Source organism: Paracidovorax konjaci, from assembly GCF_900112675.1.
GTDB classification, from domain to species: domain Bacteria; phylum Pseudomonadota; class Gammaproteobacteria; order Burkholderiales; family Burkholderiaceae_C; genus Paracidovorax; species Paracidovorax konjaci.
The window spans coordinates 103,992-129,110 of sequence record NZ_FOMQ01000010.1 but is presented as its reverse complement, the minus strand read 5'-3'; the positions used below and the strand labels follow the sequence as shown (position 1 = coordinate 129,110).

The window sequence follows — 25,119 nt, the reverse complement described above, 5'->3', positions numbered from 1 at the left end:
AAGGAGGCGGGAGGCCGCAGGTCCGCCCCGCCGTTCACTCGGGCTCGATGCCGGCGGCCTTGATGACCTTGCCCCACTTCTGGGTTTCGGCGGCCTGGAAGCTCGCCAGTTCCTGCGGCGTGGTCACCCAGGGCTCGGAGCCGGCCATGTCGTAGAACGACTTCGCGGCGGCGCTGCGGGTCGCCTGGCCGAGCAGTTGGTTCAGGCGTGCGACCACGGGTGCGGGCGTGCCAGCCGGCACGTAGGCGGCGAACCAGTAGCCCATGTCGTAGCCCTTCACGCCGGCCTCGTCGATGGTCGGCACATCGGGCAGCTGCGCGCCGCGCTTTTGCGTGGAATAGCCCAGCGCGCGCAGCTTGCCGGCCTTGATCTGCGGCACGCCGGTGGAGGTGTCGGTGATCATGAGGTCGATCTGCCCGCCCAGCAGGTCGGTGATGGCGAGCGGGTTGCTCTTGTAGGGAACGTGGAGGATGTCCACGCCGCCGAGCTGCTTGAGCATCTCACCGGCCACGCGGCTGGACGAGCTGCCGCTGCCGAAGCTGAGCTTACCGGGCGCCTTCCTCGCGGCGGCCAGCAGGTCGCCCACCGATTTGTAGGGCGAGGCGGCGTTCACCACCAGCACCTGCCCGCCCTTGCCCAGGCCCGTCACGGGCACGAAATCCTTCACCGGGTCGTACGAGAGCTTCTTGTAGAGATGCTCGTTGGCCGCGTGCGTGGTGTTGGTGGTGATGAGCACCGTGTAGCCGTCCGCGGGCGCCTTGGCCACGAACTGGGCGGCGATCATGCCGCTCGCCCCCGCGCGGTTGTCCACCACCACGGGCTGCTGGGTGTCGGTGGTGACCGACTGCCCCACGGCGCGCGCGAGCTGGTCGGTGGCGCTGCCGGCCGCGAAGGGCACGACGAAGGTGATGGCCTTCGATGGATAGGCCGGCGCGGTCTGCGCGCCCGCGAGGGCCGTCCAGGCCAGGCAGGCGGCCGCGGCCAGCGCGTGGCGGCGTCGGGGAAGGGGGAAGGCGGGGTTCATGTTGTCTCCTGTCGTTGCTGTCGTTGGTATGGGAAAAGCGGAAGGGGCCGCCCGGGCAGGCCGGCTATGCCTGCGGCCCCGGGCCGGCGAGGTGGCCGGCCAGGTCGGCGGGCACGCGCACGGGCATGTCGAGCAGCAGGTAGGCCAGGGTCTTGCCGTGGCTGTCGAGGTTGAGCGCGTCGTTCACGCCGCCGTCGAGCACGTCGTCGATGACCACGTTCATCGCGTGCAGCAGCGGCAGCAGGTGCCGCGCCACGCGCGCCGGCGCCCGGTGCGCGAACTGCCGGGCGATGGCCTCTTCGGTCACCTGCGCCTGCAGCACCGGCCAGAGCGCTGGATGCCACGCGATGACGCTGATGTTGGACCGGTTGCCCTTGTCGCCCGTGCGGCCGTGCGCCAGCCGGTACAGGGGCACCGTGAGGGTGCCGGTGGCCGGCGGTGTGCGATCCGGCGGGGTGTGCGTTGGCATGCCGTGGGTCTCCATGTCGGCGGTCCTGGGGGTCATTGCGGGGTGTCCTCGTCCTCGCCCAGCATCCGGTAGCCGGTGGCCACGGCCCCGCGCGGCACGAAGCCAGAGGCCATGCCCAGGCGCGGGCGTATCGCCGTGCGCACGCCGCCGCCGCCCGCCGGGCCGCAGGTGTAGAGCGCGGTGACCTCGCGCGCGAGCCGCTCGGCCACGGCGGGGTCGCGGTGCTGCAGCGACAGGCGCAGCCGCACGTCCTGCGCGGCGCGCGCCTCCATGCCGGCGGCGAGCGCATCGACCGTGCGGCCCGCATCGTCGGCCCAGGCGCTCGCCACGCCGATCAGGTCGGCGCGCAGCTCGGCACCGCAGCCCTGCAGGCGCTCGCGCACCACGGCCGCGGCCAGGCGCGCGCGGGCCTCGGCGCGGGCACCTGCATAGGAGATCTCGCCCTCGGCGAACCAGCCCGACTCGGCGCAGACGTTCACCTTGAGCGTGTCCGGCCGCGGGTGGCCGCGCACGCCTTCGAGCCGCACGCGGTCGGGCCCCACGGCGAACACGCGCGCCTGGGTGATGTCGGCCACCACGTCCGGCGTGAGGTAGGCGGCGGGGTCGTGCAGCTCGTACAGCAGTTGCTCCTTGACCGTGCGCTCGTCGATGCGGCCGCCCGTGCCGGCGGGCTTGGTGACGGTGCAGTGGCCTTCGGCATCGATCTCCGCGATGGGGTAGCCCAGGTGCGCCATGCCCGGCACGTCCTTGAAACCCGGATCGGCGAAGTAGCCTCCCGAGACCTGCGCGCCGCACTCGAGCAGGTGGCCCGCCATGGTCGCGCGCGCCAGCCGGTCCCAGTCCTGCAGGGACCAGCCGAAGTGCGCGAGCGCCGGCCCCAGCACCAGCGAGGGATCGGCCACGCGGCCGCAGACCACGATGTCGGCGCCGGCCTGCAGCGCTTCGGCGATGGGCTGCGCCCCGATATAGGCATTGGCGCTCACGACGGGCTCGGCCGGCCAGCGCCCTCCGAGCGCGGCCTGCAGCACGGGCAGGTGCTGCGCGCCGCCCAGGTCGTCGCCCCAGACGATGGCGATGCGCGGCGCGCGCGCGCCCAGCTCGCGGGCCAGCGCACGGATGCGCCGCGCCGCTCCGGCCGGATGGGCCGCGCCGAAGTTGCTCACGATGCGGATGCGGTGCTGCAGGCACAGCGCCAGCACCGGGCGCAGCAGATCGTCCAGCAGGGGCTCGTAGCCGGCCTCGGGGCGGGTGCGGCGGGCGAGCTGGGCCAGTGCCAGCGTGCGCTCGGCCAGCGTCTCGAAGATGAGCACGGACGGGCCGCCGCTCTCGATCAGGGCCTGCACCACGGGCAGCGCGGCATCGGTGCGGTCGCCCGAGAAGCCGGCCGCACATCCCACGCGCAAGATCTCTGCTGCGTTCGCCATCGTTGTTTGTCTCCTGCCGCCGAATGTAGGAGCGCGGGCCTGTTTCGTGAAATAGATTGTTAAGATCAATTGATCGGTTTTCCAGATCAATCGGCCCGCGGGCCCGGAGGCCTCGCATGCACCTGTCCAGCCGCCACATCGATGCCTTCCTGGCGCTGGCCCAGCAGCGCAGCTTCACGCGTGCCGCGGCCGCATGCCACCTGTCGCAACCGGCCTTCAGCGCGCTGGTGCGCTCGCTGGAGGACGGGCTGGGCCTGAAGCTGTTCGACCGCAGCACGCGGCATGTGGACCTCACGCCCGAGGGCCAGCATTTCCTGGAATCCGCCCGGCGCATCCGCGCGGAGATCGACAGCGCCCTGGGGGCCGCGCGCGACGCGGCGCAACTGCGCCGCGGCCGGGTGTCGCTGGCGCTGCTGCCCTCGCTGGCCGCGGGCTGGCTGCCCGGCCTGCTGGCGGGCTTTCGCGCGGACCATCCGCACATCGAGCTGGACATCGCCGACGTGCTCTCCGAACCCTGCATCGAACGCGTGGCGTCGGGCCGCGCGGACTTCGCGCTGGCCGCGATCCGCGCCGACACGCCCTCGCTGCAGGCGGAACCGTTCTGCACCGATGGCTTCCACCTGGTCTGCCGCGCCGACCATCCGCTCGCGCGGCGGCGCCGCAAGGGCGGCCTGCAGGTGGCCGATCTCGCGCCCTGGCCCTTCGTGCACCTGGCGCGCACGAGCAGCGTGCGCCAGTACCTGGAGGCCGCCATCCATCCCCATGCCATGAACACGCTGATGGAGGTCGAGCAGCTCGCCACGGTGACCGGGATGGTGCGCGCGGGGCTCGGCATCAGCGTGGTGCCCACGCTCACGCTGTTCCACTTCTCGCACCCCGACCTCGTCACGCGCCCGCTGGCGCTGCCGGGCCTCACGCGGCAGATCTACCTCGTGCGGCGGCGGGGCCGCGGCTTGTCCGTCGCCGCGCGGGGACTCTACGAACGTGTGCTGGCGAACCGCCCTCCGGTGTGAGAATGGGTCGCATCGCATGAAGGCAGCCGGCCCCTCCGGCACGCCGCACACTCCTGAATCCATGTCCTCAGTGCCCCCGGAACCCTCCGCCTCCGGCCCCTCCCTGCCCTTCGGCAAAGACCGCTCCGTGCGCTCCACCATCGGCTTCGTCGTGCTGGTGGCGTTGCTGCTCGTCAGTTCGAACATCTGGCTGGCCTGGCGCGCGCGCCAGGCCGAGTGGCAGCAGGCGCAGACCTTCGCCCAGAACCTGGCCCGCGCGGTGGCCCAGCAGATGGACAGCATGATTTCCGAGATCGACCGCGTGCTGGTCGGCATCGGCTACGAACTGGAGCGCGGCGAGATGTCGCCCGCCACGCTGGAAGCCCTGCAGCCCGTGCTGGTGAACCACATCTCCCAGGCCGACCACCTGCACGGGCTGTTCGTGTACGGCCGGGACGGCAGCTGGCTGGTCAACACCCAGCCGGTGCAGAACCCGGGCGCCAACAATTCCGACCGCGAATACTTCATCCACCACCGCGACAACCCGAGCATGCGCACGCTCATCGGCAAGCCCATCGTGAGCCGCTCGACCGGGGCGTGGATCATTCCCGTGTCCCGCCGCGTCAACGACGCCGAGGGCCGCTTCGCGGGCGTGGTGCTCGCCACCGTCCGGCTGAACTACGTGCTCGACATCCTCGACGGTTTCGACGTGGGGCAGAAAGGGGCCATCGCGCTGCTGCAGGCCGACGGCAGCATCCTCACCCGGCGCCCGTTCTATGTCGAAGACCTGGGTCGCAGCATCGCCGGCACGCCGCTGCACGCGCAGATCACGCAGAACCGCTCGGGCGTCATCACCACGCCGTCGCCCATCGACGGGGTCACGCGCCTCATCAGTTTCGAGCATGCGCGCAACAACCCGCTCGCGGTGGCTGTGGCGCTTGCGCAGGACGAGATCCTCGCGCAGTGGAGAGAGGCCACCTCGGTGCAGGCCGCGGGCATCCTGATGCTGCTCGGCGTGATCGGGGTGGCCGGCGGCTTCATGGTCCGGTCGGTGAAGCACCGGCGCGACGCCGAGCAGCGCCTGCGCGCGGCGCACGAGGCGCTGATGCAGGCGCACGTGCGGGCGGAGCACATGGCCGAGCACGACGGCCTGACCGGCGTGCACAACCGCCGCGCCTACGACCGGCGCATCGCCGACGTCATGGCCCAGTGCCGGCGCAACCGGCGGCCCGTGTCGGTGATGATGTTCGACGTCGATTTTTTCAAGCGCTACAACGACGAGCGCGGCCATCTGCAGGGCGACGAGTGCCTGCGGCAGGTGGCCGCCGCCCTCGCGGGTGCGATCCGCCGGCCGGGCGACTTCATCGCGCGCTACGGGGGCGAGGAATTCGCCATCGTGCTGCCCGAAACCGACGCTGCCGGGGCCTACCTGGTGGCATCGGCTGCCCGCTCGGCGGTGAGCGCACTGCAACTGCCGCACCCGGGCAGCCCGTTCGGCCACGTGACCGTGAGCGGCGGACTGGCCTGCTGCACCTGGGAGCCGCTGGCGCAGACGCCGTCCGACCTGATGGGCCGGGCCGACGCGGCGCTGTATGCCGCCAAGCAGGAAGGACGCAACCGCGTGGTGGCTGCTGCGGATCCGCTTCCGGGGCCGCCCACGAACTCCGGCGAAGGCACTGGTGAGGGCGAAGCGCCACCGAGGGCCGGCACGGATCGCGGCTGACGGCACGAAGCCCCGGCGGCAGGACCACCTGCCGCGGATATCGAACAGTCAGCGCGTGGCAGAGGCCGGCTGCGCCGCAGGCGCAGCGCCTGCCGGTGCGCCCATGGCCTCACGCCCAGCCGGCGTGGGCGTGTCGGAGCGCTGCGGCGCGGCGCCGTCCACCGACCCGCTGGGCGGCGGGCCGCCCGACTGCGCGGCACCTTGCGATGCGGGCGTGCCGGTGCCCTCCCCCGGAGAGCGCGTGGGCATCTTCGGCCCCATCGCGTTGAAGGCGATCACGGCCAGCAGCACGATGACCGCGGCCCCCACGGCCATCCACCAGACGCGGCGGTTGTCCCGGTTGCTGGCCGACGGCAGAGGCGTTCCGCCCGGTGCGGTCTGCGATGGGGAGGGATGCTGTTTCGATGGCTCCATGGCGCTGGCTCCGGTTTGCGATGCCTTCAAGGTAGGCAGTCGCATGCCCGCGCCTTGTCGGACAACGGGCCTTCCTCGCGTGCAATGGTCCGCGCCCCAGCTGTGCCGGGGGCACGGAGGGGCCGGATCTCAGCGGTTGGCGCAGAACCCGAACCGGGCGGTGGCCCCGGCCTGCAGCGTCTGGTTTTACGGGTCTCCGGCTGCCGAGAGCACCGCGCCGGTTTGCGAGACCTGCGCGTTCCAAGCCGTGTAGACGGTCCCTTCCACGGGAATGCGCACGGACCAGTTCAGCGGCACGGCATTGGGGTTGGCCACGGTCACGTCGAGGCAATAGCCCTGGCCCCAATCGCTGTTGCCCTGCGTGGAGAACGTGGCGGGCAAGGACGCTGTCGGCTGGTCGGGCCCGGCGGAACCCGGCGCGGGGAGGCCTGCGGGAAACTGCGCTCCCAGGGGAATTTCCGGGCCCACGTCCAGCGGCACGCCGGACACCTCCAGCACCTGTCCCAGGGTGTCGGTGATCCTCAGATCGAACGGCCCCGGCCCCATGCCGCCCGGGGCGACGAAATAGTTGTACATCTCGCGGGAGAGCACGGTGTAGTCGCCCGTGGAGCCGCTCGCGCGGTAGGCCAGCGAGGCCACCGGATTGCGGTGGTTGCGCACCTGCACGGCACTCCACCAGGCGCTCGACCCCTCCTTGAACACCACCGCGGCCTGCGCGTCCGGGCCCGACACATAGCGCCAGCGGATCGGGATCTCGCCCGCGGCCAGCGGCGAGATCTGCGCAAAGGCAGGCTCTGCCAGATCGACATCGCCAGGCGCGCACTCGGGGCACCGGTTGTCGATGCGCACCAGCACGGTCTGCGCGGTATTGAGGTTGGTCACTTCGATGTAGGCGCCGCAGGCCTGCGACCCCTGGTAGTCCGCATGGTTCATCGCCGCCGTGAGCACATGGGTCGGCATGGGCAGGCTGCAATTGCCCCCGCCGTCGTAGCCGTAGAACGTGCCACGGCCGGCGTGCACGCCCTCCCCGCTCTGCGCCGCCGCCGGCAGCGCTGTCGCCATCAGCAACCCACCCAGGGCACACGCAACGCGCCCACCCGATCCCCTGGCAGAAAGTATCGACATCCGAGCCTCCCCTGTGACTGGCGGTGCGGGGCGACCATCGCCGGCATCCGCGACGTGCCCCGGCGCACCGGACGCAAAAACGCCCGGGAAACCGAAGCCTCCCGGGCGTGTTGTACCCGACAGTGGCCTACCAGGGAATGACGAAAGCGACCAGCAGCACCGCCAGGACGATGCCGGCCACCCAGAGGGTGCGGGCGCTGGCGAACCGGTTGCGGCTCGAAGAGGTGGGGACGGCGCCGGAAGAGTCTCGCGGTGCATTCATGGTGGGGCTCCAATCGACGTAGAAGATAAACCCCGAAGGTACCGAGAGCCGGCGCCCCACCGCGTCGGACAACGTCACGCCCGGGGGTACAGGAACGCGCCGCCGCGCGCTACACCCACCCTTCGTGGACCGGCGCGTCGGCAGGGAAAAGGTTGATGTACTGGACCAGGCGCGGCTGGTCGGTGGTGTTGGGGCGGCTGCCGTGCGGCAGGGCGTGGTGCCAGATGATGAGGTCGCCGGCCCGGCCTGCGATCGGTTCGGCGCCCAGGGAATCCAGGTCCTGCTGGCGTGCGCTGGAGGGGCCGCCCGGCAGGCTGTCCAGCCACGCACCGAGCCGGCGGTGGAATCCCGGCACCAGCGTGAACGCGCCTTGCTGCGCTTGCGTATCGGTGAGGTAGAGGATGCCCTGCGTGCCGAGCGGCACCGGAGTCTGCAGGCTGACGTCCCAGTGCAGGTGCGGGCCGCGGAAGCGGTGCGAGGCGGTCTCCGGCGCATTGAAACCCACGCGGTCCGTCGTGCTCCACAGGTCGGCGGTGCCCCACAACTGCGAGAAGGCCTTGCGAATGCGCGGGCTCTGCCGGTTGCGCTCCAGCACCGCGTCGTGGAAGAGCTGCACCATGATCCCGTGCTCGTTGGGCGGGTACCACGTCGCAGGATCGTCGGGGCGCGCCCCGATGAATTTCCACACCACCGACGCGGTGTCCTGCGCGGCCTGGGGCGTGATGGCGTCGTGCAGCACGACATAGCCGTTCTCGTCCCAGAAGGCCAGATCTTCGCCAGAAAGTACCGGTGGCATGGCTTCGATGGCAGCCTGGGCTTCCTGGGCCGCACGCGGCGGCGGGGCCCCGGCCAGCGCGGCATTGAGCCGCTCTGCGCGGTCAGCGGGGGGGATGCCGATCCGGTCCACCACCCACCGCTCGAAGGCGTCGAAACTTCCGCCGTGTTTTCCGAACCAGGCATAGAAAGGCTCCAGGCCGATGCCGGCCGCATGCAGCACCCAGTGGTCCTGCTGTGCCTGCCGCATCGTCACCGAAGCCGCACGGCCCGTGTGTGCCGCCGCCATGCGGGACCACACCTGCTCCAGTGCGGGTATGCCCAGCGCGGATGTCGCGCGAGCCGCGGTGCCCACCGCGTTGTCTGCAATTTCTGTCATTCGCTCCGTCCTTGGTGCACCGCCCCGGCCGGGCGGCATGCGCATTGTGGCCAAGTGACGGCCGCCGAGCGGGAAATCCGCGCCGGAGACACCGGCGCATGGGCGGAGTGCGGTGCCCGAGGCGGCCGGGGTTTACTGCGCTGCGGTTCCCTGGGCGACCTCGGTCTCGGTGCGCTCGCGGACATCCTCCGCGTGCAGGGCTTCGTTGAACTGGTCCACCACCATCGCCCAGGGCGCATCGGCCTTGAGTTGCTCGGCAAGGAACTGCCGCTGCGCGTCGCTCCAGAAAGGCGCATCGGCCACGCGCACTTCATTGGCCAGCTGGTGGGTCCGGATGAATTCGGCGATGGCTTCGGGGCTCTCGTCCAGGCCCAGTTGCAGGAACAGGTTGGTCATCGTCGGCTCGGTGGTGATCATGGCGTTTTCCTGTGGAATCAAGGGATGCAGCGACGGTAGCGTGCATCGCGGGCACCGCGCGTCAGACAACGCAGCATGGGGCGGTCAGGCCCCCGGGGCGCGTGCGCGCGGCGCCATCGATCAGGCGCCGGTCTTTGCTGCTTCACTGTGGACCCAGGCGAGGAATGCCGCCACCGCGGGACGGTGCGCGTGGTGCGGCGGGTAGACCACGAAATGCGCCTTCACCTTGATGGAAGGATCGATACCGAACGGCGGCACCAGCTTGCCTTCCGCAAGATGCCCGCCGGCGTTGGTCGCGCTTTCGAGTGCCACACCGAGCCCCTGGGTGGCCGCATCCAGCGACATCTGCGCGCGGTCGAAACGCACGGCGAAGCGGTCAGGCGCCCGCAGGCGCGTGAACGACCGGAACCAGTCCGCCCACTGCACGACGCTCACATTGCTCTGGATGAGCGGAACATCCAGCAACTGCTCCACCCGCCGCAGGCCGTGCTCGGCGATGAATGCCGGGCTTGCCAGGGGCAGGACACGCTCTTCGAACAGGGGCTCTACTTCGAGTTCGGGCCATTGCGGGACCCCGTAGCGGATGTCGATGTCGGCCTGTCCCAGGGCGAAGTCGCTGTGCGAGTGCGCCGCCGAGAGGTTCAGGGAAATCTCGGGATGCGCCTGCGCGAAGGCACGCAGGCGGGGCATGAGCCACAGGCTGGCGATGCTGGGTGCGCAATGCACATACAGGCTGTTGCTCACGCTGTGGCGCAGGTCCTCGGTGGCCGAGACGATGGCCGACAGCGCGCCCGCCACCCTCTGCAGGTAGGTGTTGCCCGCCATGCTGAGGCGTACGCCATGGGCGCTGCGCTCGAAGAGGCGGATGCCGAGCTGCCCTTCGAGCTTGGCCACCTGGTGGCTGACCGCCGAGGCCGTGAGATGCAGTTCGGCAGCCGCCAGCGCGAAGCTGCGCCGCCGGGCCACGGCCTCGAACGCCAGCAGATGGGCACTGGAAGGAATGGACGGCATAGGGTGACCCCGCATCTAAACTGAAGGACCATCATGTTAGGCTGAGAAAACATCGTTTGTCTTCATGTTCGACGTGGCCGAAGATCGGTCAACGATTCACAAGGAGACACAAGGATGCTGCTCAAAGACAAGGTCGCCATCGTCACCGGCGGTGCGGGAGCCAACGGCCTGGGGTATGCCACGGCACGGCAACTGGCCGCGCAAGGCGCGCGGGTGGCCATCATCGATCTGGAGCGCGCCGACCCGGCGGGCGCTGCAGCCCGCCTCGGCAATGCGCACCTGGGACTGGTGGGCGACGTGACCGACAAGGCATCGTGCGAAGCCGCCGCCGCCACGGTCATCGGTGCTTTCGGCCGCATCGACGTGCTGATCAACAACGCGGGCATCACGCAGCCGGTCAAGACCCTGGACATTTCCGGCGCCGACTACGACCGCATTCTCGACGTGAGCCTGCGCGGCACGCTCTACATGTCGCAGGCGGCCCTGCCCGCCATGCGCGACCAGCAGTCGGGCTCGATCGTCTGCATCTCGTCGGTGTCGGCACAGCGCGGCGGCGGCATTTTCGGAGGGCCCCACTACTCCGCGGCCAAGGCCGGCGTGCTCGGGCTGGCCCGTGCGATGGCGCGCGAATTCGGCACCGAAGGCATCCGCGTGAACTGCATCACGCCCGGCCTGATCGAGACGGACATCACCCAGGGCAAGCTCACCCCCGACCGCAAGCGGGAGATCTCCGACACCATCCCGCTCGCGCGCCTCGGACGCGCCGACGACGTGGCAGGTGCGTGCGTCTTCCTGGCAAGCGATCTATCGGCCTATTGCACGGGCATCACCCTCGACGTCAACGGAGGCATGCTCATCCACTGAAGCGCTTCGCCGGCGATGCCATGCAGGACAGGACATGGCCACACAACAAAACGAAGGAGACAAAACCATGCAACGCAAGACATTTTTCGCAGGGGCTGCCGCCCTGGCACTGGGCATGCTGACCGCGTCCCCAGCCGCCTGGGCCCAGACCGTCAGGCTGACCCTCGGCCACGGCGCCGCCCCGGACAACCCGCGCCACCTGGCATCGGTGAGATTCGCGGAGCAGGTGAAGGCCGCCAGCGGTGGCCGCATCGAAGTGCAGGTCGCACCGTCCGCCCAATTGGGCGACGACGCGGCCATGGTCACGGCCCTGCGCACGGGCGCGCTGGACATCTCCGCCAACTCACAGGGCGCCGTGGCCGCTGCGGTTCCGGAATATGCGGCGTACGGCATGCCTTTCCTGTTCTCGACATCGGCACAGGCCTTCGCAGTCCTGGACGGTCCGCTTGGCAAGGAGCTGGCAGACAAGTCGGCCGCCAAAGGCATGGTAGTCCTGGGGTACTGGGACAACGGCATCCGCCACATGACCAACAGCCGCAAGCCCATCCGCACGGTCGAGGATCTGAGGGGACTGAAGATGCGCACGCCTCCCGATGCCGTGCTGGTGGACATCATGCAGGCCCTCGGCGCCGAGGCGCAGCAGATCAAATTCGCGGAGTTGTACGTGGCCCTGCAGCAGGGCGTGGTGGACGGGCAGGAGAACCCGCTGGCCAACTTCCATGCCAGCAAGCTCTATGAAGTCCAGAAGCACCTGGCCTTGACCGGCCACATGTTCCAGATGACGCCGCTCGTCATGAGCAAGCGCAGCTGGGACCGCCTCGCTCCCGCGGACCGCACGGCCATCACCCAGGCCGCACAGGAAGCCACGGCCTACCAGCGGCAGCTGTCCCGGGAAATGGACGAGAAGCTGCTGGGCGACATCAAGGCCAAGGGCGTCGAAGTCACCACGATCGACCCTAAGGCGTTCGCCCAGGCCACGGGCAAGGTGCAGGAGAAATGGCAATCCGGCCCCATCGGCCCGTACCTCAGCAAAGTGGTGAAGGCCGCCGCCGGCCGATAGACGCATTCCCCAGCGATACACAGACCGCGCCGCCGGCGCGGCGAGGAGAACCCTGATGAATATTCTCGAACGCATGGTCGTCGGCACCTGCCGCACCGTGCTGTGGATCAGCACACTCGTCATCTTCGTGATCCTGGTGTGCAACACGGCCTTGCGGTATGCCACCGGCGCCAGCCTGCAGTGGGCCAACGAAGTCCCTGAACTGCTTTTCCCCTGGCTCGTGATGTCGGGCGTGGTGCTGGCAGCGGCCCACGGAGCGCACATCACCACGACCTTTCTCGTGGAGACCCTGCCGGCAGGCATCCAGCGGGTGGTGGCCACGCTGAGCTGGCTGATCGTCGCCGGCCTCTACGCCACGCTGGCGTGGGCCACGGCCAACATGCTGGAGATCGTGCATGACGAACGCAGCCAGATCCTGAACATTCCCGGGTCGGTGACGTACGCATGCGTGATGGTGGGCATGGCCATGCTCAGCCTCCTCGCCCTGCAATCGGCAGCGCGCGCATGGCTGGCGGGTGACCCGCAGCGCGCAGCGGATGGCGACGCGCCCGCCCGCCCGGTGGCCGGCGCCCACTGGTAGACGGAGGCACGCTGATGTCCATCCTCATGCTCTTCGTCTTCATGGCTGGCGCCGTGGTCGCCATGCCCATCGCGCATGCCCTGCTGATGGGCGCCATGGCCGCTGCAGCCAGCTCCGACCGCATTCCACTGGACCTGCTCGTACAGCAGATGGTGGCCCAGGTGCAGAGCTTTCCGCTCATCGCCATTCCGTTCTTCATGCTCACGGGCTCCCTCATGATGGGAGGCAAGCTGGGCGAAGCCCTGGTGGGCGTGCTCTCTGCACTGATCGGGCGCTTCCACGGGGGCCCGGCCCAGGTGGGCGTGATGTCTTCGACCCTCTTCGGGGGCGTGTCGGGCTCGGCCGTGGCGGACGCATCGGCGATCGGCTCGCTCATGATCCCGTGGCACAAGCGGTTGGGCTACCCCGCGGCCTTCTCCGCGGCCACGCTCGCCTCGGCCGCCACGATCGACATCCTGATCCCGCCGTCGATCCCGATGATCCTGTTCGCCTTGAGCGCGAACGCATCCATCGCCGCGCTGTTCGTGGCCGGCGTACTGCCCGGTCTGCTGATGTGCGCAGGCTTCATGGCGGTGTGCTGGTGGGTGGGCAAGCGCCGCGGCTTCCCCCGCGACACCACGCCGTTCCAATGGCCCGCCTTCCGCCGCCACCTGGCCTATGCCTCGCCGGCGCTGCTGCTGCCAGTGCTGATCATCGTCTTCCTGCGGTTCGGCATCGCAACCCCGACGGAAGTGGCGGTCCTGTCGACGCTGTATGCCGGCGTGGTTTCGGCCGCCATCTACCGCGACCTCGGCTGGCGCCGGCTCAACGACGCCGTGGTCCACGCAGGTTTGGCAACGGGCGTGGTGCTGCTCGTGATCATGGCCTCTGCGGCCATCGGATGGCTGCTGACCTACGACCAGATGCCCACCGGCATCGTGCACTGGGTGCAATCGCACGTCGAATCGCCCTGGATGGTGATCCTGCTGATGAACGGGCTGATGCTTTTCATCGGCATGTTCATCGATCTGCCCGCGGCCGTGCTGCTGCTCACGCCGGTGTTCGTGCCGCTGGCGCAGAGCATCGGCATGGACATGACGCAACTCGGAATCATGATGGTGGTGAACCTGGCTCTCGGCCTCTATACGCCGCCCGTCGGAACCACGCTCTTCATCACCAGTTCGCTGGCCAAGGTCAAGGTGGGGCAGACCGTGCGCGAACTCATTCCCTTCTATGTCGTGGCGCTGGCAGTGCTGATGCTGGTGTCCTACGTACCCGCCAGCATCCTGCGCTGACGCGGCGGCTGCCGGCACCCCGAGACACTACAGGAGACCTTCAATGAACCATGACCTGCAGCACCACCGGCTGGACAGGCTGTCCCGATGCGCATACCGCATCCGCCGCTACGCGTTGCGGATGGGTGAAGTCCAGGGCCAGGGCTATATCGGCCAGGCCCTGGGCTGGGCCGATGTGCTGGCGGTGGCCTACGGCCATGCGCTGAACCTGCGTCCCGACGATCCGCAATGGGAAGGCCGCGATCGCTTTCTGCTCTCCCACGGGCACTACGCGATCGCCTTCTACGCCGCCCTGGCAGAGGCCGGCATCCTTGCGGAAAGCGAGCTGGAAACCTACGGCAGCGACGACAGCAGGCTGCCGATGTCCGGCATGGCGACCTATACGCCGGGCATGGAAATCTCCGGCGGCTCCTTGGGCCAGGGACTGCCGATTGCCGTGGGCATGGCACTCGCGCTGCGGCACAAGGGCAGCCCGGCATTCGTCTACAACTCCATGTCGGACGGCGAACTCGACGAAGGATCGACGTGGGAGGCGGCCATGTCGGCCGCGCACCATGGGCTGGGCAACCTGATCTGCCTCGTCGACGTGAACAACCAACAGGCCGACGGTCCCTCCAGGCAGGTGCTCGGCTTCGAGCCACTGGCCGACAAATGGTCCGCATTCGGCTGGCACGTGCAGCGGGTGGACGGCAACGACCTGGCCCGCGTGCTGGAGGCGTTCGATACCGCGCGCCATGCCAGCGAACCCCGGCCGCGGGTCATCCTCTTCGATACCCTCATGGGCAAGGGCGTGCCGTTCCTGGAGCAGCGCGAGAAGAACCACTTCATCCGTGTCGATCCCCCCGAATGGCAGAAAGCCATCGAGATCCTGGACCAGTCCCAGCCCCCAGAGGAGGCCATGCCATGAACACCCCCGTCACCGAGAAAAAACCCCGCCTCACGACCTCCGCCATGATTGCCTCCATCGCCGGCGAAGGCCAGCGGGTCAGGGCCGCACCGTTCGGCAAGGCATTGCTGGAACTTGCTGCGCACCGCGCCGAAGTCGTGGGCATGACCGCGGACCTGGCCAAATACACCGACCTGCACCTGTTCGCCCAGGCCCACCCGGACCGCTACTTCCAGATGGGCATGGCAGAACAACTCCTGATGGCTGCTGCAGGCGGCATGGCGAAAGAAGGGCTGATGCCCTTCGCCACGACCTATGCGGTGTTCGGCACCCGCAGGGCCTACGACTTCATCCACCAGGTCATCGCCGAAGAAAACCTCAACGTCAAGATCTGCTGTGCCTTGCCGGGCCTGACCACGGGATACGGCCCCAGTCACCAAGCCACCGACGATCTCGCGATGATGCGCGCGGTACCCGGGCTCACCATCGTCGACCCCTGCGATGCGCTCGATATCGAGCAGGCGGTTCCTCAGATTGCAGCGCACGGCGGCCCTGTCTACATGCGCCTGCTGAGGGGCAACGTACCCCTGGTCCTCGACGAATACGACTACCGGTTCGAACTCGGCAAAGCCAAGCTGCTGCGCGAAGGCCACGACGTGCTCATCATCTCCAGTGGGTTCATGACGATGCGTGCCCTGGAAGTGGCCGATACGCTCGCCCTGGACCACCTGGGCGTTGCCGTACTGCACTGCCCGACCATCAAGCCGCTGGACGTCCAGGCCATCGCCCACGCGGCCGGCAACGGACCGCGCCTGGTCGTCGTTGCCGAGAATCACTCGGTGGTCGGCGGCCTGGGAGAGGCCGTCGCGAGCGCCTTATTGCAGGAGAACATCCGCCCCGCTGCATTCAGGCTGGCCGGACTGCCGGATGCCTTCCTGGAGGCAGGCGCATTGCCCACACTGCACGATCGATACGAAATCAGCCGTGACACCCTGGCCAGCAGGATCCGGCGCTGGCTGGCTTGAATCCAGAGGACAGAGCAACGAGGCTCAGGGCGCAGAGGCAGGCGAGGCACTGCATGCATGCAGCCGTGCCTGCTCCATGCAGCACAGCCATCATGTAGCGATGTGCCTCATCCGCTCAGCATCGCTGGCACCATGGAAAAAGCCCGCCGGGCAAGCCGTGCGGGCTTTTGTTTTCACGGGGACCGGCGCCTGCGCGCCGCCACTCAACGGGTGGCGTCCTTGATCGTTTCCTTGGCATCGCCGTAGTTCTTCTGGGCATTGCCTTCCACTTGCTTCGCGACGCCCTTGACCTGTTGCTCGGGGCTGTTGAACACTTCGCCGGTCTTTTGTTGGACCTTGCCAACGACTTCCTTTGCAGCGCCCTTGATTTGATCGGTGTTCATGGTGAGTCCTTTCGGTGATGGGTTTGCGGGTATGGCGAAAAGCCGTTCCTCACCGAAAAATAGTACGCCCGGAGCATTCCCGCCACGGCCGGGCAATGCCTTCCGAATCCGTAAGGCCGAGCCTACAGACAAGGGCGTTGCCAGAGGAGTTCCTCAGCCATCCCCTGTGCCCAGGGACAAATGGGTGCGGTTGCGCACAGGTGCTGCTCATCCATCAACGGCTGCCAGCCAGCTATGCGTAGGGTGCAACGCGTTGAAAGATCGCTGGCCAAAGCCAGAAACAAGAAAGCCGCTACAGCGATCAACGCTGTAGCGGCCCATGTTCATGGTGGGACGTGCGGGGGTCGAACCCACGACAAACGGATTAAAAGTCCGCTGCTCTACCAACTGAGCTAACGTCCCTCCACTGCAAAGCACGTTTCAGTACATTGCAGCAAAGCCTAAGATTATAGTGCTATTTTGGTGTGCGGACAGCTTTGGAGATCTGATCGAGCACCCAGCCCGCAGCACACTGGCCGAACGTCGCGGTGACGGACACCACCGAGCCATAGCCATGGCAGTTCAGGCTGCCATCGCCGCCCTCTTCCATTGCGCAGGATGCGTGGGGCGGGGCCACGGCCTCCCGGCTGAATACACAGGCGAGACCGATGCGCCGTCCTTCCCGTGGCGCTCCATGGTGCTTGCGCAGCCGGTAGCGAAGTTGTGCCAACAGGGGGTCGTGCGTGGTGCGGGACAGGTCATCGATATCCACCTGGTGCGCCAGGCGCTTGCCGCCTGCGGCCCCCACGCTGATGAAGCACGGCTGGTTGGTTCTGGTGGCCCATGCGGCCATGGCCGTCTTTGCAGCGACCTGATCGCACGCGTCGATCACCGCGCCGACTCCTTCGGGGAGGATCGACGGCCAGTTGGCCGGTTCGACGAAGTCTTCGATGCAATGGACCTCGCAACCGGGATGGATCAAGGCGATGCGCTCGCGCATCGCCTCGACCTTGGCCTGCCCCACCGTGTTGGACAGGGCGTGGATCTGGCGGTTGATGTTCGACTCCGACACATTGTCGAGGTCGATGAGGGTCAGCCGCCCGACGCCGCTGCGTGCAAGCGCTTCCACGGCCCAGGAACCTACGCCGCCGACCCCGACGACCGCCACGTGCGATGCGCGGATGCGGGCGGCCCCTTCCGTGCCATACAGACGGTCGAGCCCGCCGAATCTGCGTTGCAGGTCAGCCTCGATGCCAGGCGGTGGCAAGGACACTGCACCTGCGACCGCTTCCGCCGCGGCGCTCGGCAACATGCTCGCCGTCACCGCAGTCGGGCCAGGCGTTCCTTGGCCGCGGCCGCGGCCTCCGCCTGCGGATAGACACGGATGAGGTCTTCCAGCGTCTTGCGCGCGGCGCGCGTGTCCTTGAGCTCGATCTGGCAGTTGGCGATCGACAGGGCCGCTTCCGGTGCACGGGCGTGGTCGGGCGCAGCCGCCAGCAAGGCCTTGAAGTTGTTGATGGCTTCCTTGTAGTCGCGGGTGGCGTACTGGGCATTGCCCAGCCAGAACCGCGAGGAAGGCACATAACCACTGCGCGGATACTGGCGAATGAAGTTGCCGAACGCCGTGACCGCATCCGGGAATTTGCCGGAGCGGAAAACAGCCAGTGCCGCTTCGAAATCGCGCTTCTCCGCAGGATCGGCCTGAAACTCCTGGCCGTCCGACGTGACCTTGACGGGCTCGAACTGCCGCAGCCGTTCTTCCATGCCCTGGGCCATGTCCTTCTGGCGGCGCTGCAGATCCGCCACGTCGCGCTGGAGCTGTTCGTTCTGCCCGCGCAGGCTGGCCTGCTCGGAACGCAGCGCTTCGATCTGCGACTGCAGGTCGATCAGGCTGCGGCGCATCTGCGCGCCTTCTTCCGATGTGCGGCGCTGGTCATCGCCACCCCGCTGCTGCAGCGCGTCGATGCGCTGGCGCAGTTCAAGGATGGCGCGGCGCGCCTCGTCATCCTCGAACAGCGCTGCGTGGCTGGAAGAAGCGCCGAAGGCAGCGGCAAGCGACAGGGCCGCCAGCGCCACCGCATTGCGGGCCCGGGCCCGCTGCTGCACGAAAGTGGTCATCAACGGTAGGACAGTTCAGCGCGGCGGTTCTGGGCGTAGGAGTCTTCGGAACCGCCTTGGGCAGCCGGCTTTTCCTTGCCGAAGCTCACGGCTTCCACCTGGCTGTCCGGCACACCCAGCAAGCCCAGGGAACGGCGCACGGCTTCGGCGCGCTTCTGGCCCAGCGCCAGGTTGTACTCGCGGCCGCCGCGCTCGTCGGTATGGCCTTCGATCATGACCTTGCGGCCCTGGTTGGCCTTGATGAAGCGGGCGTGCTGTTCGATGAGCGATTGGTACTCGGGCTTGACCACATAGCTGTCGAAGTCGAAATACACGATACGGCTCACGCCCGCAGGACCGGCGGCGTCGCGTGCGGACTGGCTCAGGTCCACCGGAGCCACGCCGCTCTGCGAGCTGCCGTTGGCATTGGCGCCGTCGGGCACGGTGGACGTTGCGCCCTTGTTCTCGACGGGCACGTCTTCCAGCTTCACACCGGAGCTGCAGCCGGCCATGACGGCGGCCACGGTCAGGGCCAGGGAAATACGCTTGAAGGGAAGGCTGATCATTGGGAAGGTTCTCCTCTAGTCCAGATTGTCGATATCAAAAATTGCGAAAGGGTTCAGATCATTGTTTCTGGAACGGGCCCCAGTCCGGCTCGCGGATGTCTCCGCCCTGCCCTGCGAGGCGCGCCTTGATCTTGCCGTCCAACGTCGCGGTCATGAGCGCCTCGCGGCCCTGCTGCTGGGTCGCGTAGACGATGAGGCGGCTGTTGGGTGCGAAGCTGGGATTCTCGTCGGCGGTGGTGTCCGTGATGGCGTTGACCGTGCCTGTCGCCAGGTCCATGACGTGCAGTTTGAAAGCGCCTCCCACCCGGGAGATGTAGGCCAACCACTTGCCGTCGGGGCTGATGCTGGGAGAAATGTTGTAGGTGCCCGTGAAGGTGACACGCTCTGCACTGCCCCCCGAAGCCGGCACGCGGTAGATCTGCGGTGCCCCACCCCGGTCGCTCACGAAGTAGATGCTGCGCCCGTCGCTGGAATAGGTGGGCTCCGTGTCGATGCCGGAACTCTGCATGAGGCGGCGCGGCTCGCCGCCGTTGGCGTCGATCGTGTAGAGCTGCGAATTGCCATCGCGGCTCAAGGTGACGGCCAGCGTGCGACCATCGGGCGACCATGCCGGAGCGCTGTTGGAACCCCGGAAGTTCGCTATCAACCGGCGGCGGCCCGACGCCACATCGTGCACATAGACGACCGGCTTGCGCGATTCGAAGGAGACGTAGGCCACTTGCGATCCGGAAGGCGACCATGCCGGCGAGATGATGGGCTCGGGGCTGGAGAGCGCCGACTGCGCGTTCTCGCCATCGGCATCGGCAATCCACAGGCTGTAGCGGCTGCCCGCCTTGGTCACATAGACGATACGGGTCGAGAAGATGCCGCGCTGGCCCGTGAGCTTTTCATAGACGTAATCGGCCACCCGGTGGGCCACCAGGCGGAGGTCTGCTTGCGTCACCACGAAACTCTGGCCGCCCAGGTCTTCGCCGCGCACGGTCTCCCACAAACGGAAACGCACGTCGTACCGCCCGTCGGGCAGGCGCGTGATGCTGCCGGTCGTGAGGGAGTCGGCGCCCTTTTGCTTCCACAGCGCCACGTCGGGCCGGGAGGTCTCGTCGAGTTGCTGGCCGGACGCGTCCACTGCACGGAACTGCCCGCTGCGCTCCAGGTCGGCCTGCACGATGGCAGAAATCTTCTGGGGCGCGCTCCCCTCACCACGGAACGGCGCGATGGCCGTCGGCAACTGGGTGAGCCCGACGCCCGTGATTTCGACACGGAACTGCGCGAGCGCGGAAGCAGAGGATGAAGCAGCGGCGAGGGCCACGATGGCGTGGCGTCGCGTGGACAGCGGCAGGGCCGCGAGGAGAGATTGGGATGGGCGGTCTGAAGTCATTGACAGCGTTGGGATACCGGGCCATTCGCCGGAGGAAGCCGGAAGGACAGGGCCCGAATGTTACACACAGGGCGCATACCCCTGTGACAAACTGTGCATGTTGGCGGCATGGTCCTACGTAGAATCCGCCCCTCATGCAAGCTCCTGCCCCCCCGAAAGCCGCTGCGCCGGCGCCTGCCGCCGCCCCCCCTGCCCCTGCGCTTCCCTTGAGCACGCGATTGAGGCGCCTGTCCGTGTATTTCGGGGGACAGCGCCTCGCCTGGGCGCTGGCCGTTCTGGCCACCCTGGTCGGCGCCGCCACGGAGCCGCTCATGCCCGCCCTGCTGAAGCCCCTGCTCGACGAGGGATTCACCGAAGGCTCGCTGAAGCTGTGGATGGTGCCCATCGCCGTGATCGGCGTGTTCCTGGTGCGCGGCTTCGCGCAGTTCGCGGGGCAATACGCCCTCGCCCGCATCGCCAACGAGGGCATGCTGAAGCTGCGCGAATCGCTTTTCGAGCGCTTGCTGGCTGCCGACATGGGCCTCTTCTCGCGGCAATCGGCCAGCACGCTCTCGAACACCGTGGTGTACGAGGTGCAGACGGGCTCCACCCTGCTGGTGCAGGCGCTCATGGGTATTTCACGCGATGGTTTCACCCTGGTCGCGCTGCTGGGGTACCTGGTGTACCTGAACTGGCAACTGACGCTGATCGTGGCCGTGGTGGTGCCGGGCGTCGCCTGGATCATGAAGACGCTCTCGCGCCGCCTCTACCAGATCACCAAGACCAGCCAGCAGGCCACCGACCAGCTCGCCTACGTGGTGGAAGAGAACGTGCTCGCGCACCGCATGGTGCGCCTGCACGGCGCGCAGGCCGGCCAGACGCAGCGCTTCGGCACCTTGAGCCACAGCCTGCGCCGGCTCGCGATCAAGGCCACCATCGCCTCCGCTGCGATGACGCCCCTCACCCAGCTGCTGGCGGCCGCGGCGCTCTCCGGAGTGATCTGCGTGGCCCTCTGGCAAAACAACGCCAGCGACACACGCGCGGTCACCGTGGGGGGGTTTGCCGCATTCATCACGGCGATGCTGATGCTGATCGCGCCGATCCGCCGGCTGGCCGATATCGCCAATCCGCTCACGCGCGGCGTCGCGGCACTGGAGCGTGGCCTGTCGCTGCTGGAAGGCACCCCTGCCGAGACCGGCGGAAGACACGCTCCCGCTGCGCGTGCGCAAGGCGCACTGGTGCTGGACGGCGTCAGCGTGGCCTTCGGTACCGACCTGGCTCCGGCGCTGGACCGCGTGCACCTCACCGTTCAGCCGGGCGAGATCGTTGCGCTGGTGGGCCCGTCCGGCGCGGGCAAGACGACGCTGGTGAACCTGCTGCCCCGCTTCCTACAGCCCACCGAGGGCCGCGTGCTGCTCGACGGCCAGCCGATCGCCGACTGGGATCTGCAGGCCCTGCGCGCGCAATTCGCGATGGTCAGCCAGGACGTGGTGATGTTCAACGACACCGTGGCAGCCAACGTGGCCCTGGGCCATGGGGTGGATGAAGCACGCGTGCAGTCCTGCCTGGAGGCCGCCAACCTGGCAAGCCATGTGGCTTCGATGCCGCAAGGCATCCACACGGTGGTGGGGCACAACGCAACCCAGCTGTCCGGTGGACAGCGGCAGCGCCTGGCGATCGCCCGCGCGCTCTACAAGGATGCGCCGATCCTGATCCTGGACGAAGCCACTTCGGCGCTGGACACCGAATCGGAGCGTCTCGTGCAGGATGCGCTGCAGCGCCTGATGCGCGGGCGCACCACGCTCGTGATCGCCCACCGCCTCTCCACCATCGAGCATGCGGACCGCGTGGTGGTGATGGAGCGCGGCCGCATCGCGGAGCAAGGAACGCACGCAGAACTCATGGCCCGTGGCGGGCTCTACGCTCGCCTGCAAGGCCTGGGTCACCCCTGATCCGGGGTCCGGCAGCAGCCTTTCAGCCGCCGGCGCGGCCTACCACTTGCCCTGCTGGGGCTGGCGCCGCCGGATGGCCTCACCCACCAGATCCGCCATATCCTGCCGCGCGGCGCGGCGCGCGAAATCGGCGGCGGTCAGGCCGACCTGGTTCTTGATCGTCGGATCCGCCCCCTGCTCCAGCAGAAAGCGCGCCACGTCGGCGCGGCCATAGCTCACGGCCATCATGAGGGGCGTGGTGCCGTTGGGCGATTCGGCATCGATGTAGGCACTCTGCTCGATGAGCATCTGCGCCAGCTCCAGTTGCCGATCGGTCGTGCCCGACGCGGCGTAGTGCAGCGGCGTCCAGCCGGTCTTGTTGACATCGGCATCCTTGGCGATGAGTGCGCGCGCCGCGGCGACCTGCCCGCGCAGGCAGGCAATCATCAGCGGGCTCTCGTCCTTGGCGTTGCGCGTTTCCACCTTGATGCCGGGCGCTGCCATGAGCGCATTGAACGCCTGCATGGAGCCCTGCTGCAGCGCGAGCGTGAGGCCGACCTCGCCCTTCGCATTGCGCGTGTTGGGGTCGAAGCCCCGGCGGATGAGCGCCGTGATGTCCCGGGCTTCGTCGCGCACGATGGACGTGAAGAAGTCGTCGTAGGCGCCCGCATGCGCGCAGGCGCTGCACAGGCCGGCAGCGGCCACGGCGATGGAAGAGGCGAAAACCCGGCGCGACAGCGTAGGGGTCATGGGGCGGCCTTTCGGAAGAACAGCGTATCGAAATTGCGGCTCGTGGCCTCGCCCACGGCCTCGGCATCCAGCCCCTTCAGCGCGGCGATCTGCTGCGCCACGAAGGGGACATAGGACGGGTTGTTGGTCTTGCCGCGGTAAGGCACCGGTGCGAGGTACGGACTGTCGGTTTCGATCAGGAGCCGGTCGAGCGGCACGAAGGCGGCCACGTCGCGCAGCGGCTGGGCATTCTTGAAGGTGAGGATGCCCGAGAACGAGATGTAGTAACCGAGGTCCAGCGCGGCCCGCGCCACCTCGGCGCTTTCCGTGAAGCAGTGGAAAACGCCACCCGCACGGTTGCCCGGGCCGTCTTCCCCTTCCTCGCGCAGGATCGCCAACGTGTCGTCGGAGGCACTGCGCGTGTGGATGACCAGTGGTTTGCCGCAGGCCCGCGCCGCGCGGATGTGGGTGCGAAAACGCTCGCGTTGCCATTCCAGATCGGCCACGCTGCGGCCGCCCTTGCGGTCTTCCATGCCGTAGTAGTCCAGCCCCGTTTCACCGATGGCGATCACGCGCGGCAGAGCGGCGCGGCCGAGGAGGTCCTGCACGGAAGGTTCGGTGACGCCTTCGTTGTCCGGGTGCACGCCCACCGTGCTCCAGAAGTTGTCGTACCCGAGCGCCAGCGCATGGACGCTGCCGAATTCCTCGATGGTGGTGCAGATGCAGAGCGCGCGGGTCACGCGGGCCTCCGCCATGGCCTCGCGGATGGTGGGCAGTTGCGCGGACAGCTCGGGAAAACTCAGGTGGCAATGCGAATCGGTGAACATGGCGGAAGGGATGTTAGGCGGGCCGGATCGCCGCGCCCGTAGGAAAACCGGCTGCATGGACGCATGCGCCAGCCCGGATGCCATCAGCGCGCCCTGGCCGCTGCGGTCAAGCCGGCAGGGGTGCCGCAGGCTGCGGCAAGGCGGCGCGGTGCTGCTGCGGGCCGCAGGCTCAGATGGTCTGCGTGGGCCGCTCGGAGCCCAGGGCCGAGCCCAGGATCTCTTCGATGCGGGCCTTGAGCACGCGGGACTTGTCGTCCTTCGGAAACTGGATGCCCACACCCTGCGTGCGGTTGCCGGCAGCACGGGCCGGCGTGACCCAGGCCACACGGCCGGCGACGGGGTAGCGCTGGGTGTCTTCGGGGAGGGTGAGCAGCACGTACACGTCGTCGCCCAGACGGTAATCGCGCTGGGTGGGGACGAAGATGCCCCCTTCGACGAAGAACGGGATGTATGCCGCGTAGAGCGCCGCCTTCTCCTTGATGGCCAGCTGCATGACACTGGGGCGGGGGGCGCTGGGGGGGGTGCTCATGGTGGGGCTTGGCGGTCGATCAATGGCGGGAGTTTAGGGCGTTTCGCGCCTGGGCAACAAGCGCCTCCAGCATGAGGCCGGCGTTGAACGGATGGTCCGCGGTGCGGGCTTCCTTGGCCAGGGCACGGGCCCAGCGCGTGAGCGGCCCCACACCCGGAGGGGTCGGCAGGTCGGCCTCCGCGAAGTACCGGGGCGCCGCGCCCACCCGCCGTGCGAGCAGGTCATGGCAGAGCTTCTGCAGTGCGTCCACGGCCTCGGGCGGCGACATCTCCGCCAGCGCGGTGGCATCGCCACGCGCCACCGCCCGCGGAATCTGCGCCCACGTCTGCGGGCTGCGCCCGCCCTGCGACAGGGCCAGCGCGTCCTCGGGCCGCCCGCCGGCCGCGCGCAGCAGCGCCGCAGCGGCGTCGGCCGCCACGCCCTGCTCCGCCAGCCAGGCGAGCGATTGCGCCTCGTCGGGCCATTGCAGCGTATGGCCCAGGCACCGGCTGCGGATGGTGGGCAGCAACTGGTGCGCGGCCTCGCTCGCCAGCACGAAGCGCACGTCGCCGGCGGGCTCCTCCAGCGTCTTCAGCAGCGCATTGGCGGCGATGGTGTTCATCTGTTCGGCGGGGTACACCAGCACGGCCTTGCCCCGTCCGCGCGCGGAGGTGCGCTGCGCGAACTGCACCGCATCGCGCATGGCCTCCACGCGGATCTCGCGGCTGGCCTTGCGCTTCTTGTCGTCGATCTCCGCCTGCGCCTTCTCGGGCAGTGGCCAGCCGCGCGCCACCATGTCGGTTTCGGGCATGAGCACGCACAGATCGGCGTGCGTGCGCACTTCGATGGCATGGCAGCTGCCGCACTGGCCGCAGGCGCCATCCGGCGCAGGCGCTTCGCACAGCCAGGCGCGCACCATCTCCAGCGCCAGCGTGTATTGGCCCAGGCCGGACGGGCCGCTCAGCAGCCAGGCATGGCCCCGCTGGGCGAGCAGTTGCCGCCGCTGCGCGGCGATCCAGGGCGGGAGGGAAGCAGCCAT

At 68.4% G+C, this 25,119-nt stretch carries 27 protein-coding genes and 1 tRNA gene; 9 read left to right on the top strand and 19 right to left on the bottom strand.

The genetic code is table 11. The annotated features are described in order from the left end of the window. Positions 1 to 34: 34 nt before the first annotated feature. The 3 genes from BM144_RS15575 to BM144_RS15565 all read right to left on the bottom strand — a co-directional run bounded on the left by BM144_RS15575 (position 35) and on the right by BM144_RS15565 (position 2,917). Positions 35 to 1,024, bottom strand: a complete 990-nt coding sequence (locus BM144_RS15575) for a Bug family tripartite tricarboxylate transporter substrate binding protein (RefSeq protein ID WP_092954014.1) — start codon at positions 1,022 to 1,024, stop codon at positions 35 to 37. A gap of 64 nt (positions 1,025 to 1,088) precedes the next feature. Continuing rightward, positions 1,089 to 1,493, bottom strand: coding sequence for an AtuA-related protein (locus BM144_RS15570; RefSeq protein WP_092954200.1), 405 nt, complete (start codon positions 1,491 to 1,493; stop codon positions 1,089 to 1,091). Positions 1,494 to 1,525: 32 nt separating this feature from the next. Beyond that, a complete protein-coding gene (locus BM144_RS15565; RefSeq protein WP_092954011.1) occupies positions 1,526 to 2,917 on the bottom strand; it encodes an acyclic terpene utilization AtuA family protein in 1,392 nt (463 codons plus the stop codon). Positions 2,918 to 3,033: 116 nt separating this feature from the next. Here BM144_RS15565 and BM144_RS15560 point away from each other — a divergent pair, with 116 nt between their 5' ends. Together BM144_RS15560 and BM144_RS15555 are read left to right on the top strand one after the other, a co-directional pair. Further along, complete coding sequence (locus BM144_RS15560; RefSeq protein ID WP_092954007.1) at positions 3,034 to 3,930, top strand: LysR family transcriptional regulator; 897 nt, start codon at positions 3,034 to 3,036, stop codon at positions 3,928 to 3,930. 61 nt (positions 3,931 to 3,991) lie between these two features. Beyond that, positions 3,992 to 5,632 carry a sensor domain-containing diguanylate cyclase gene (locus BM144_RS15555; RefSeq protein ID WP_092954197.1) on the top strand — a complete coding sequence of 547 codons (1,641 nt, stop codon included), beginning with the start codon at positions 3,992 to 3,994 and terminating at the stop codon, positions 5,630 to 5,632. 48 nt (positions 5,633 to 5,680) lie between these two features. On the opposite strand, the gene BM144_RS15550 is transcribed toward BM144_RS15555, so the two are convergent. From BM144_RS15550 to BM144_RS15530, 6 genes are all read right to left on the bottom strand, one after another. Continuing rightward, complete coding sequence (locus BM144_RS15550) at positions 5,681 to 6,046, bottom strand: hypothetical protein (RefSeq protein ID WP_092954194.1); 366 nt, start codon at positions 6,044 to 6,046, stop codon at positions 5,681 to 5,683. A 186-nt stretch (positions 6,047 to 6,232) separates the two neighbouring features. Then, the gene (locus tag BM144_RS15545; protein ID WP_245783684.1) at positions 6,233 to 7,108 is read right to left on the bottom strand and encodes an expansin EXLX1 family cellulose-binding protein; all 876 of its coding nucleotides are present in this window, start codon (positions 7,106 to 7,108) and stop codon (positions 6,233 to 6,235) included. A 190-nt stretch (positions 7,109 to 7,298) separates the two neighbouring features. Continuing rightward, positions 7,299 to 7,433 (bottom strand): hypothetical protein, encoded by a 135-nt coding sequence (locus tag BM144_RS23620; RefSeq protein WP_271462652.1) that lies wholly within the window; start codon positions 7,431 to 7,433, stop codon positions 7,299 to 7,301. A 109-nt stretch (positions 7,434 to 7,542) separates the two neighbouring features. Next, entirely contained in the window at positions 7,543 to 8,586 is a 1,044-nt protein-coding gene (locus tag BM144_RS15540; protein ID WP_245783683.1) for a phytanoyl-CoA dioxygenase family protein, read from the bottom strand. Between the two features lie 132 nt (positions 8,587 to 8,718). Next, entirely contained in the window at positions 8,719 to 9,003 is a 285-nt protein-coding gene (locus tag BM144_RS15535; protein ID WP_092954001.1) for a DUF2789 domain-containing protein, read from the bottom strand. A 120-nt stretch (positions 9,004 to 9,123) separates the two neighbouring features. Further along, the gene (locus tag BM144_RS15530) at positions 9,124 to 10,014 is read right to left on the bottom strand and encodes a LysR substrate-binding domain-containing protein (protein ID WP_092953998.1); all 891 of its coding nucleotides are present in this window, start codon (positions 10,012 to 10,014) and stop codon (positions 9,124 to 9,126) included. A 114-nt stretch (positions 10,015 to 10,128) separates the two neighbouring features. Between BM144_RS15530 and BM144_RS15525 the strand changes: the two genes are divergently transcribed. The 6 genes from BM144_RS15525 to BM144_RS15500 all read left to right on the top strand — a co-directional run bounded on the left by BM144_RS15525 (position 10,129) and on the right by BM144_RS15500 (position 15,703). Beyond that, on the top strand, positions 10,129 to 10,878 hold the full coding sequence (locus tag BM144_RS15525) for an SDR family NAD(P)-dependent oxidoreductase (protein WP_092953995.1): 750 nt from the start codon (positions 10,129 to 10,131) through the stop codon (positions 10,876 to 10,878). A gap of 67 nt (positions 10,879 to 10,945) precedes the next feature. Then, positions 10,946 to 11,938 (top strand): TRAP transporter substrate-binding protein, encoded by a 993-nt coding sequence (locus BM144_RS15520; protein WP_175526046.1) that lies wholly within the window; start codon positions 10,946 to 10,948, stop codon positions 11,936 to 11,938. Positions 11,939 to 11,993: 55 nt separating this feature from the next. Beyond that, the gene (locus tag BM144_RS15515; protein ID WP_092953992.1) at positions 11,994 to 12,518 is read left to right on the top strand and encodes a TRAP transporter small permease; all 525 of its coding nucleotides are present in this window, start codon (positions 11,994 to 11,996) and stop codon (positions 12,516 to 12,518) included. A 14-nt stretch (positions 12,519 to 12,532) separates the two neighbouring features. Next, a complete protein-coding gene (locus tag BM144_RS15510; protein ID WP_092953989.1) occupies positions 12,533 to 13,792 on the top strand; it encodes a TRAP transporter large permease in 1,260 nt (419 codons plus the stop codon). Between the two features lie 43 nt (positions 13,793 to 13,835). After that, positions 13,836 to 14,699: a transketolase gene (locus tag BM144_RS15505; RefSeq protein WP_092953986.1), complete on the top strand. Its 864-nt coding sequence runs from the start codon at positions 13,836 to 13,838 to the stop codon at positions 14,697 to 14,699. Continuing rightward, complete coding sequence (locus BM144_RS15500; protein WP_092953983.1) at positions 14,696 to 15,703, top strand: transketolase family protein; 1,008 nt, start codon at positions 14,696 to 14,698, stop codon at positions 15,701 to 15,703. Before BM144_RS15505 ends, BM144_RS15500 begins: the two co-directional genes overlap by 4 nt. A gap of 203 nt (positions 15,704 to 15,906) precedes the next feature. Here the strand turns inward: BM144_RS15500 and BM144_RS15495 are convergent, their stop codons facing one another. From BM144_RS15495 to tolB, 6 genes are all read right to left on the bottom strand, one after another. After that, on the bottom strand, positions 15,907 to 16,086 hold the full coding sequence (locus BM144_RS15495; protein WP_092953980.1) for a CsbD family protein: 180 nt from the start codon (positions 16,084 to 16,086) through the stop codon (positions 15,907 to 15,909). Positions 16,087 to 16,412: 326 nt separating this feature from the next. After that, positions 16,413 to 16,488 (bottom strand) — tRNA-Lys (locus BM144_RS15490). A 52-nt stretch (positions 16,489 to 16,540) separates the two neighbouring features. Then, on the bottom strand, positions 16,541 to 17,377 hold the full coding sequence (locus BM144_RS15485; RefSeq protein ID WP_092954186.1) for a tRNA threonylcarbamoyladenosine dehydratase: 837 nt from the start codon (positions 17,375 to 17,377) through the stop codon (positions 16,541 to 16,543). A gap of 8 nt (positions 17,378 to 17,385) precedes the next feature. After that, positions 17,386 to 18,183: a tol-pal system protein YbgF gene (gene ybgF, locus BM144_RS15480; RefSeq protein ID WP_092953977.1), complete on the bottom strand. Its 798-nt coding sequence runs from the start codon at positions 18,181 to 18,183 to the stop codon at positions 17,386 to 17,388. After that, positions 18,183 to 18,728, bottom strand: coding sequence for a peptidoglycan-associated lipoprotein Pal (gene pal, locus BM144_RS15475; protein ID WP_092953974.1), 546 nt, complete (start codon positions 18,726 to 18,728; stop codon positions 18,183 to 18,185). Before pal ends, ybgF begins: the two co-directional genes overlap by 1 nt. A gap of 58 nt (positions 18,729 to 18,786) precedes the next feature. Further along, entirely contained in the window at positions 18,787 to 20,106 is a 1,320-nt protein-coding gene (tolB, locus tag BM144_RS15470) for a Tol-Pal system beta propeller repeat protein TolB (protein ID WP_092953971.1), read from the bottom strand. Positions 20,107 to 20,240: 134 nt separating this feature from the next. Here tolB and msbA point away from each other — a divergent pair, with 134 nt between their 5' ends. Further along, a complete protein-coding gene (gene msbA / locus BM144_RS15465) occupies positions 20,241 to 22,037 on the top strand; it encodes a lipid A export permease/ATP-binding protein MsbA (RefSeq protein ID WP_092953968.1) in 1,797 nt (598 codons plus the stop codon). Positions 22,038 to 22,076: 39 nt separating this feature from the next. Here msbA and BM144_RS15460 read toward each other — a convergent pair whose 3' ends face one another. From BM144_RS15460 to BM144_RS15445, 4 genes are all read right to left on the bottom strand, one after another. After that, positions 22,077 to 22,766 (bottom strand): ankyrin repeat domain-containing protein, encoded by a 690-nt coding sequence (locus tag BM144_RS15460; RefSeq protein WP_092953965.1) that lies wholly within the window; start codon positions 22,764 to 22,766, stop codon positions 22,077 to 22,079. Next, positions 22,763 to 23,572: a TatD family hydrolase gene (locus BM144_RS15455; protein WP_092953961.1), complete on the bottom strand. Its 810-nt coding sequence runs from the start codon at positions 23,570 to 23,572 to the stop codon at positions 22,763 to 22,765. Before BM144_RS15455 ends, BM144_RS15460 begins: the two co-directional genes overlap by 4 nt. 169 nt (positions 23,573 to 23,741) lie before the next feature. Further along, positions 23,742 to 24,101 (bottom strand): PilZ domain-containing protein, encoded by a 360-nt coding sequence (locus BM144_RS15450; protein WP_092953958.1) that lies wholly within the window; start codon positions 24,099 to 24,101, stop codon positions 23,742 to 23,744. 19 nt (positions 24,102 to 24,120) lie between these two features. Further along, entirely contained in the window at positions 24,121 to 25,119 is a 999-nt protein-coding gene (locus BM144_RS15445; protein WP_092954183.1) for a DNA polymerase III delta subunit-related protein, read from the bottom strand.

Coding starts and splice junctions, on each gene's coding strand:
- BM144_RS15515 (WP_092953992.1), top strand. CDS start 11,994: ATGAATATTCTCGAACGCATGGTCGTCGGCACCTGCCGCACCGTGCTG.
- BM144_RS23620 (WP_271462652.1), bottom strand. CDS start 7,433: ATGAATGCACCGCGAGACTCTTCCGGCGCCGTCCCCACCTCTTCGAGC.
- BM144_RS15550 (WP_092954194.1), bottom strand. CDS start 6,046: ATGGAGCCATCGAAACAGCATCCCTCCCCATCGCAGACCGCACCGGGC.
- BM144_RS15525 (WP_092953995.1), top strand. CDS start 10,129: ATGCTGCTCAAAGACAAGGTCGCCATCGTCACCGGCGGTGCGGGAGCC.
- BM144_RS15450 (WP_092953958.1), bottom strand. CDS start 24,101: ATGAGCACCCCCCCCAGCGCCCCCCGCCCCAGTGTCATGCAGCTGGCC.
- BM144_RS15545 (WP_245783684.1), bottom strand. CDS start 7,108: ATGGCGACAGCGCTGCCGGCGGCGGCGCAGAGCGGGGAGGGCGTGCAC.
- BM144_RS15555 (WP_092954197.1), top strand. CDS start 3,992: ATGTCCTCAGTGCCCCCGGAACCCTCCGCCTCCGGCCCCTCCCTGCCC.
- msbA (WP_092953968.1), top strand. CDS start 20,241: ATGCAAGCTCCTGCCCCCCCGAAAGCCGCTGCGCCGGCGCCTGCCGCC.
- BM144_RS15500 (WP_092953983.1), top strand. CDS start 14,696: ATGAACACCCCCGTCACCGAGAAAAAACCCCGCCTCACGACCTCCGCC.
- ybgF (WP_092953977.1), bottom strand. CDS start 18,183: ATGACCACTTTCGTGCAGCAGCGGGCCCGGGCCCGCAATGCGGTGGCG.
- BM144_RS15460 (WP_092953965.1), bottom strand. CDS start 22,766: ATGACCCCTACGCTGTCGCGCCGGGTTTTCGCCTCTTCCATCGCCGTG.
- BM144_RS15535 (WP_092954001.1), bottom strand. CDS start 9,003: ATGATCACCACCGAGCCGACGATGACCAACCTGTTCCTGCAACTGGGC.
- BM144_RS15495 (WP_092953980.1), bottom strand. CDS start 16,086: ATGAACACCGATCAAATCAAGGGCGCTGCAAAGGAAGTCGTTGGCAAG.
- BM144_RS15560 (WP_092954007.1), top strand. CDS start 3,034: ATGCACCTGTCCAGCCGCCACATCGATGCCTTCCTGGCGCTGGCCCAG.
- BM144_RS15455 (WP_092953961.1), bottom strand. CDS start 23,572: ATGTTCACCGATTCGCATTGCCACCTGAGTTTTCCCGAGCTGTCCGCG.
- tolB (WP_092953971.1), bottom strand. CDS start 20,106: ATGACTTCAGACCGCCCATCCCAATCTCTCCTCGCGGCCCTGCCGCTG.
- BM144_RS15485 (WP_092954186.1), bottom strand. CDS start 17,377: ATGTTGCCGAGCGCCGCGGCGGAAGCGGTCGCAGGTGCAGTGTCCTTG.
- BM144_RS15565 (WP_092954011.1), bottom strand. CDS start 2,917: ATGGCGAACGCAGCAGAGATCTTGCGCGTGGGATGTGCGGCCGGCTTC.
- BM144_RS15540 (WP_245783683.1), bottom strand. CDS start 8,586: ATGACAGAAATTGCAGACAACGCGGTGGGCACCGCGGCTCGCGCGACA.
- BM144_RS15570 (WP_092954200.1), bottom strand. CDS start 1,493: ATGCCAACGCACACCCCGCCGGATCGCACACCGCCGGCCACCGGCACC.
- BM144_RS15530 (WP_092953998.1), bottom strand. CDS start 10,014: ATGCCGTCCATTCCTTCCAGTGCCCATCTGCTGGCGTTCGAGGCCGTG.
- BM144_RS15575 (WP_092954014.1), bottom strand. CDS start 1,024: ATGAACCCCGCCTTCCCCCTTCCCCGACGCCGCCACGCGCTGGCCGCG.
- BM144_RS15520 (WP_175526046.1), top strand. CDS start 10,946: ATGCAACGCAAGACATTTTTCGCAGGGGCTGCCGCCCTGGCACTGGGC.
- BM144_RS15510 (WP_092953989.1), top strand. CDS start 12,533: ATGTCCATCCTCATGCTCTTCGTCTTCATGGCTGGCGCCGTGGTCGCC.
- BM144_RS15505 (WP_092953986.1), top strand. CDS start 13,836: ATGAACCATGACCTGCAGCACCACCGGCTGGACAGGCTGTCCCGATGC.
- BM144_RS15445 (WP_092954183.1), bottom strand. CDS start 25,119: ATGGCTGCTTCCCTCCCGCCCTGGATCGCCGCGCAGCGGCGGCAACTG.
- pal (WP_092953974.1), bottom strand. CDS start 18,728: ATGATCAGCCTTCCCTTCAAGCGTATTTCCCTGGCCCTGACCGTGGCC.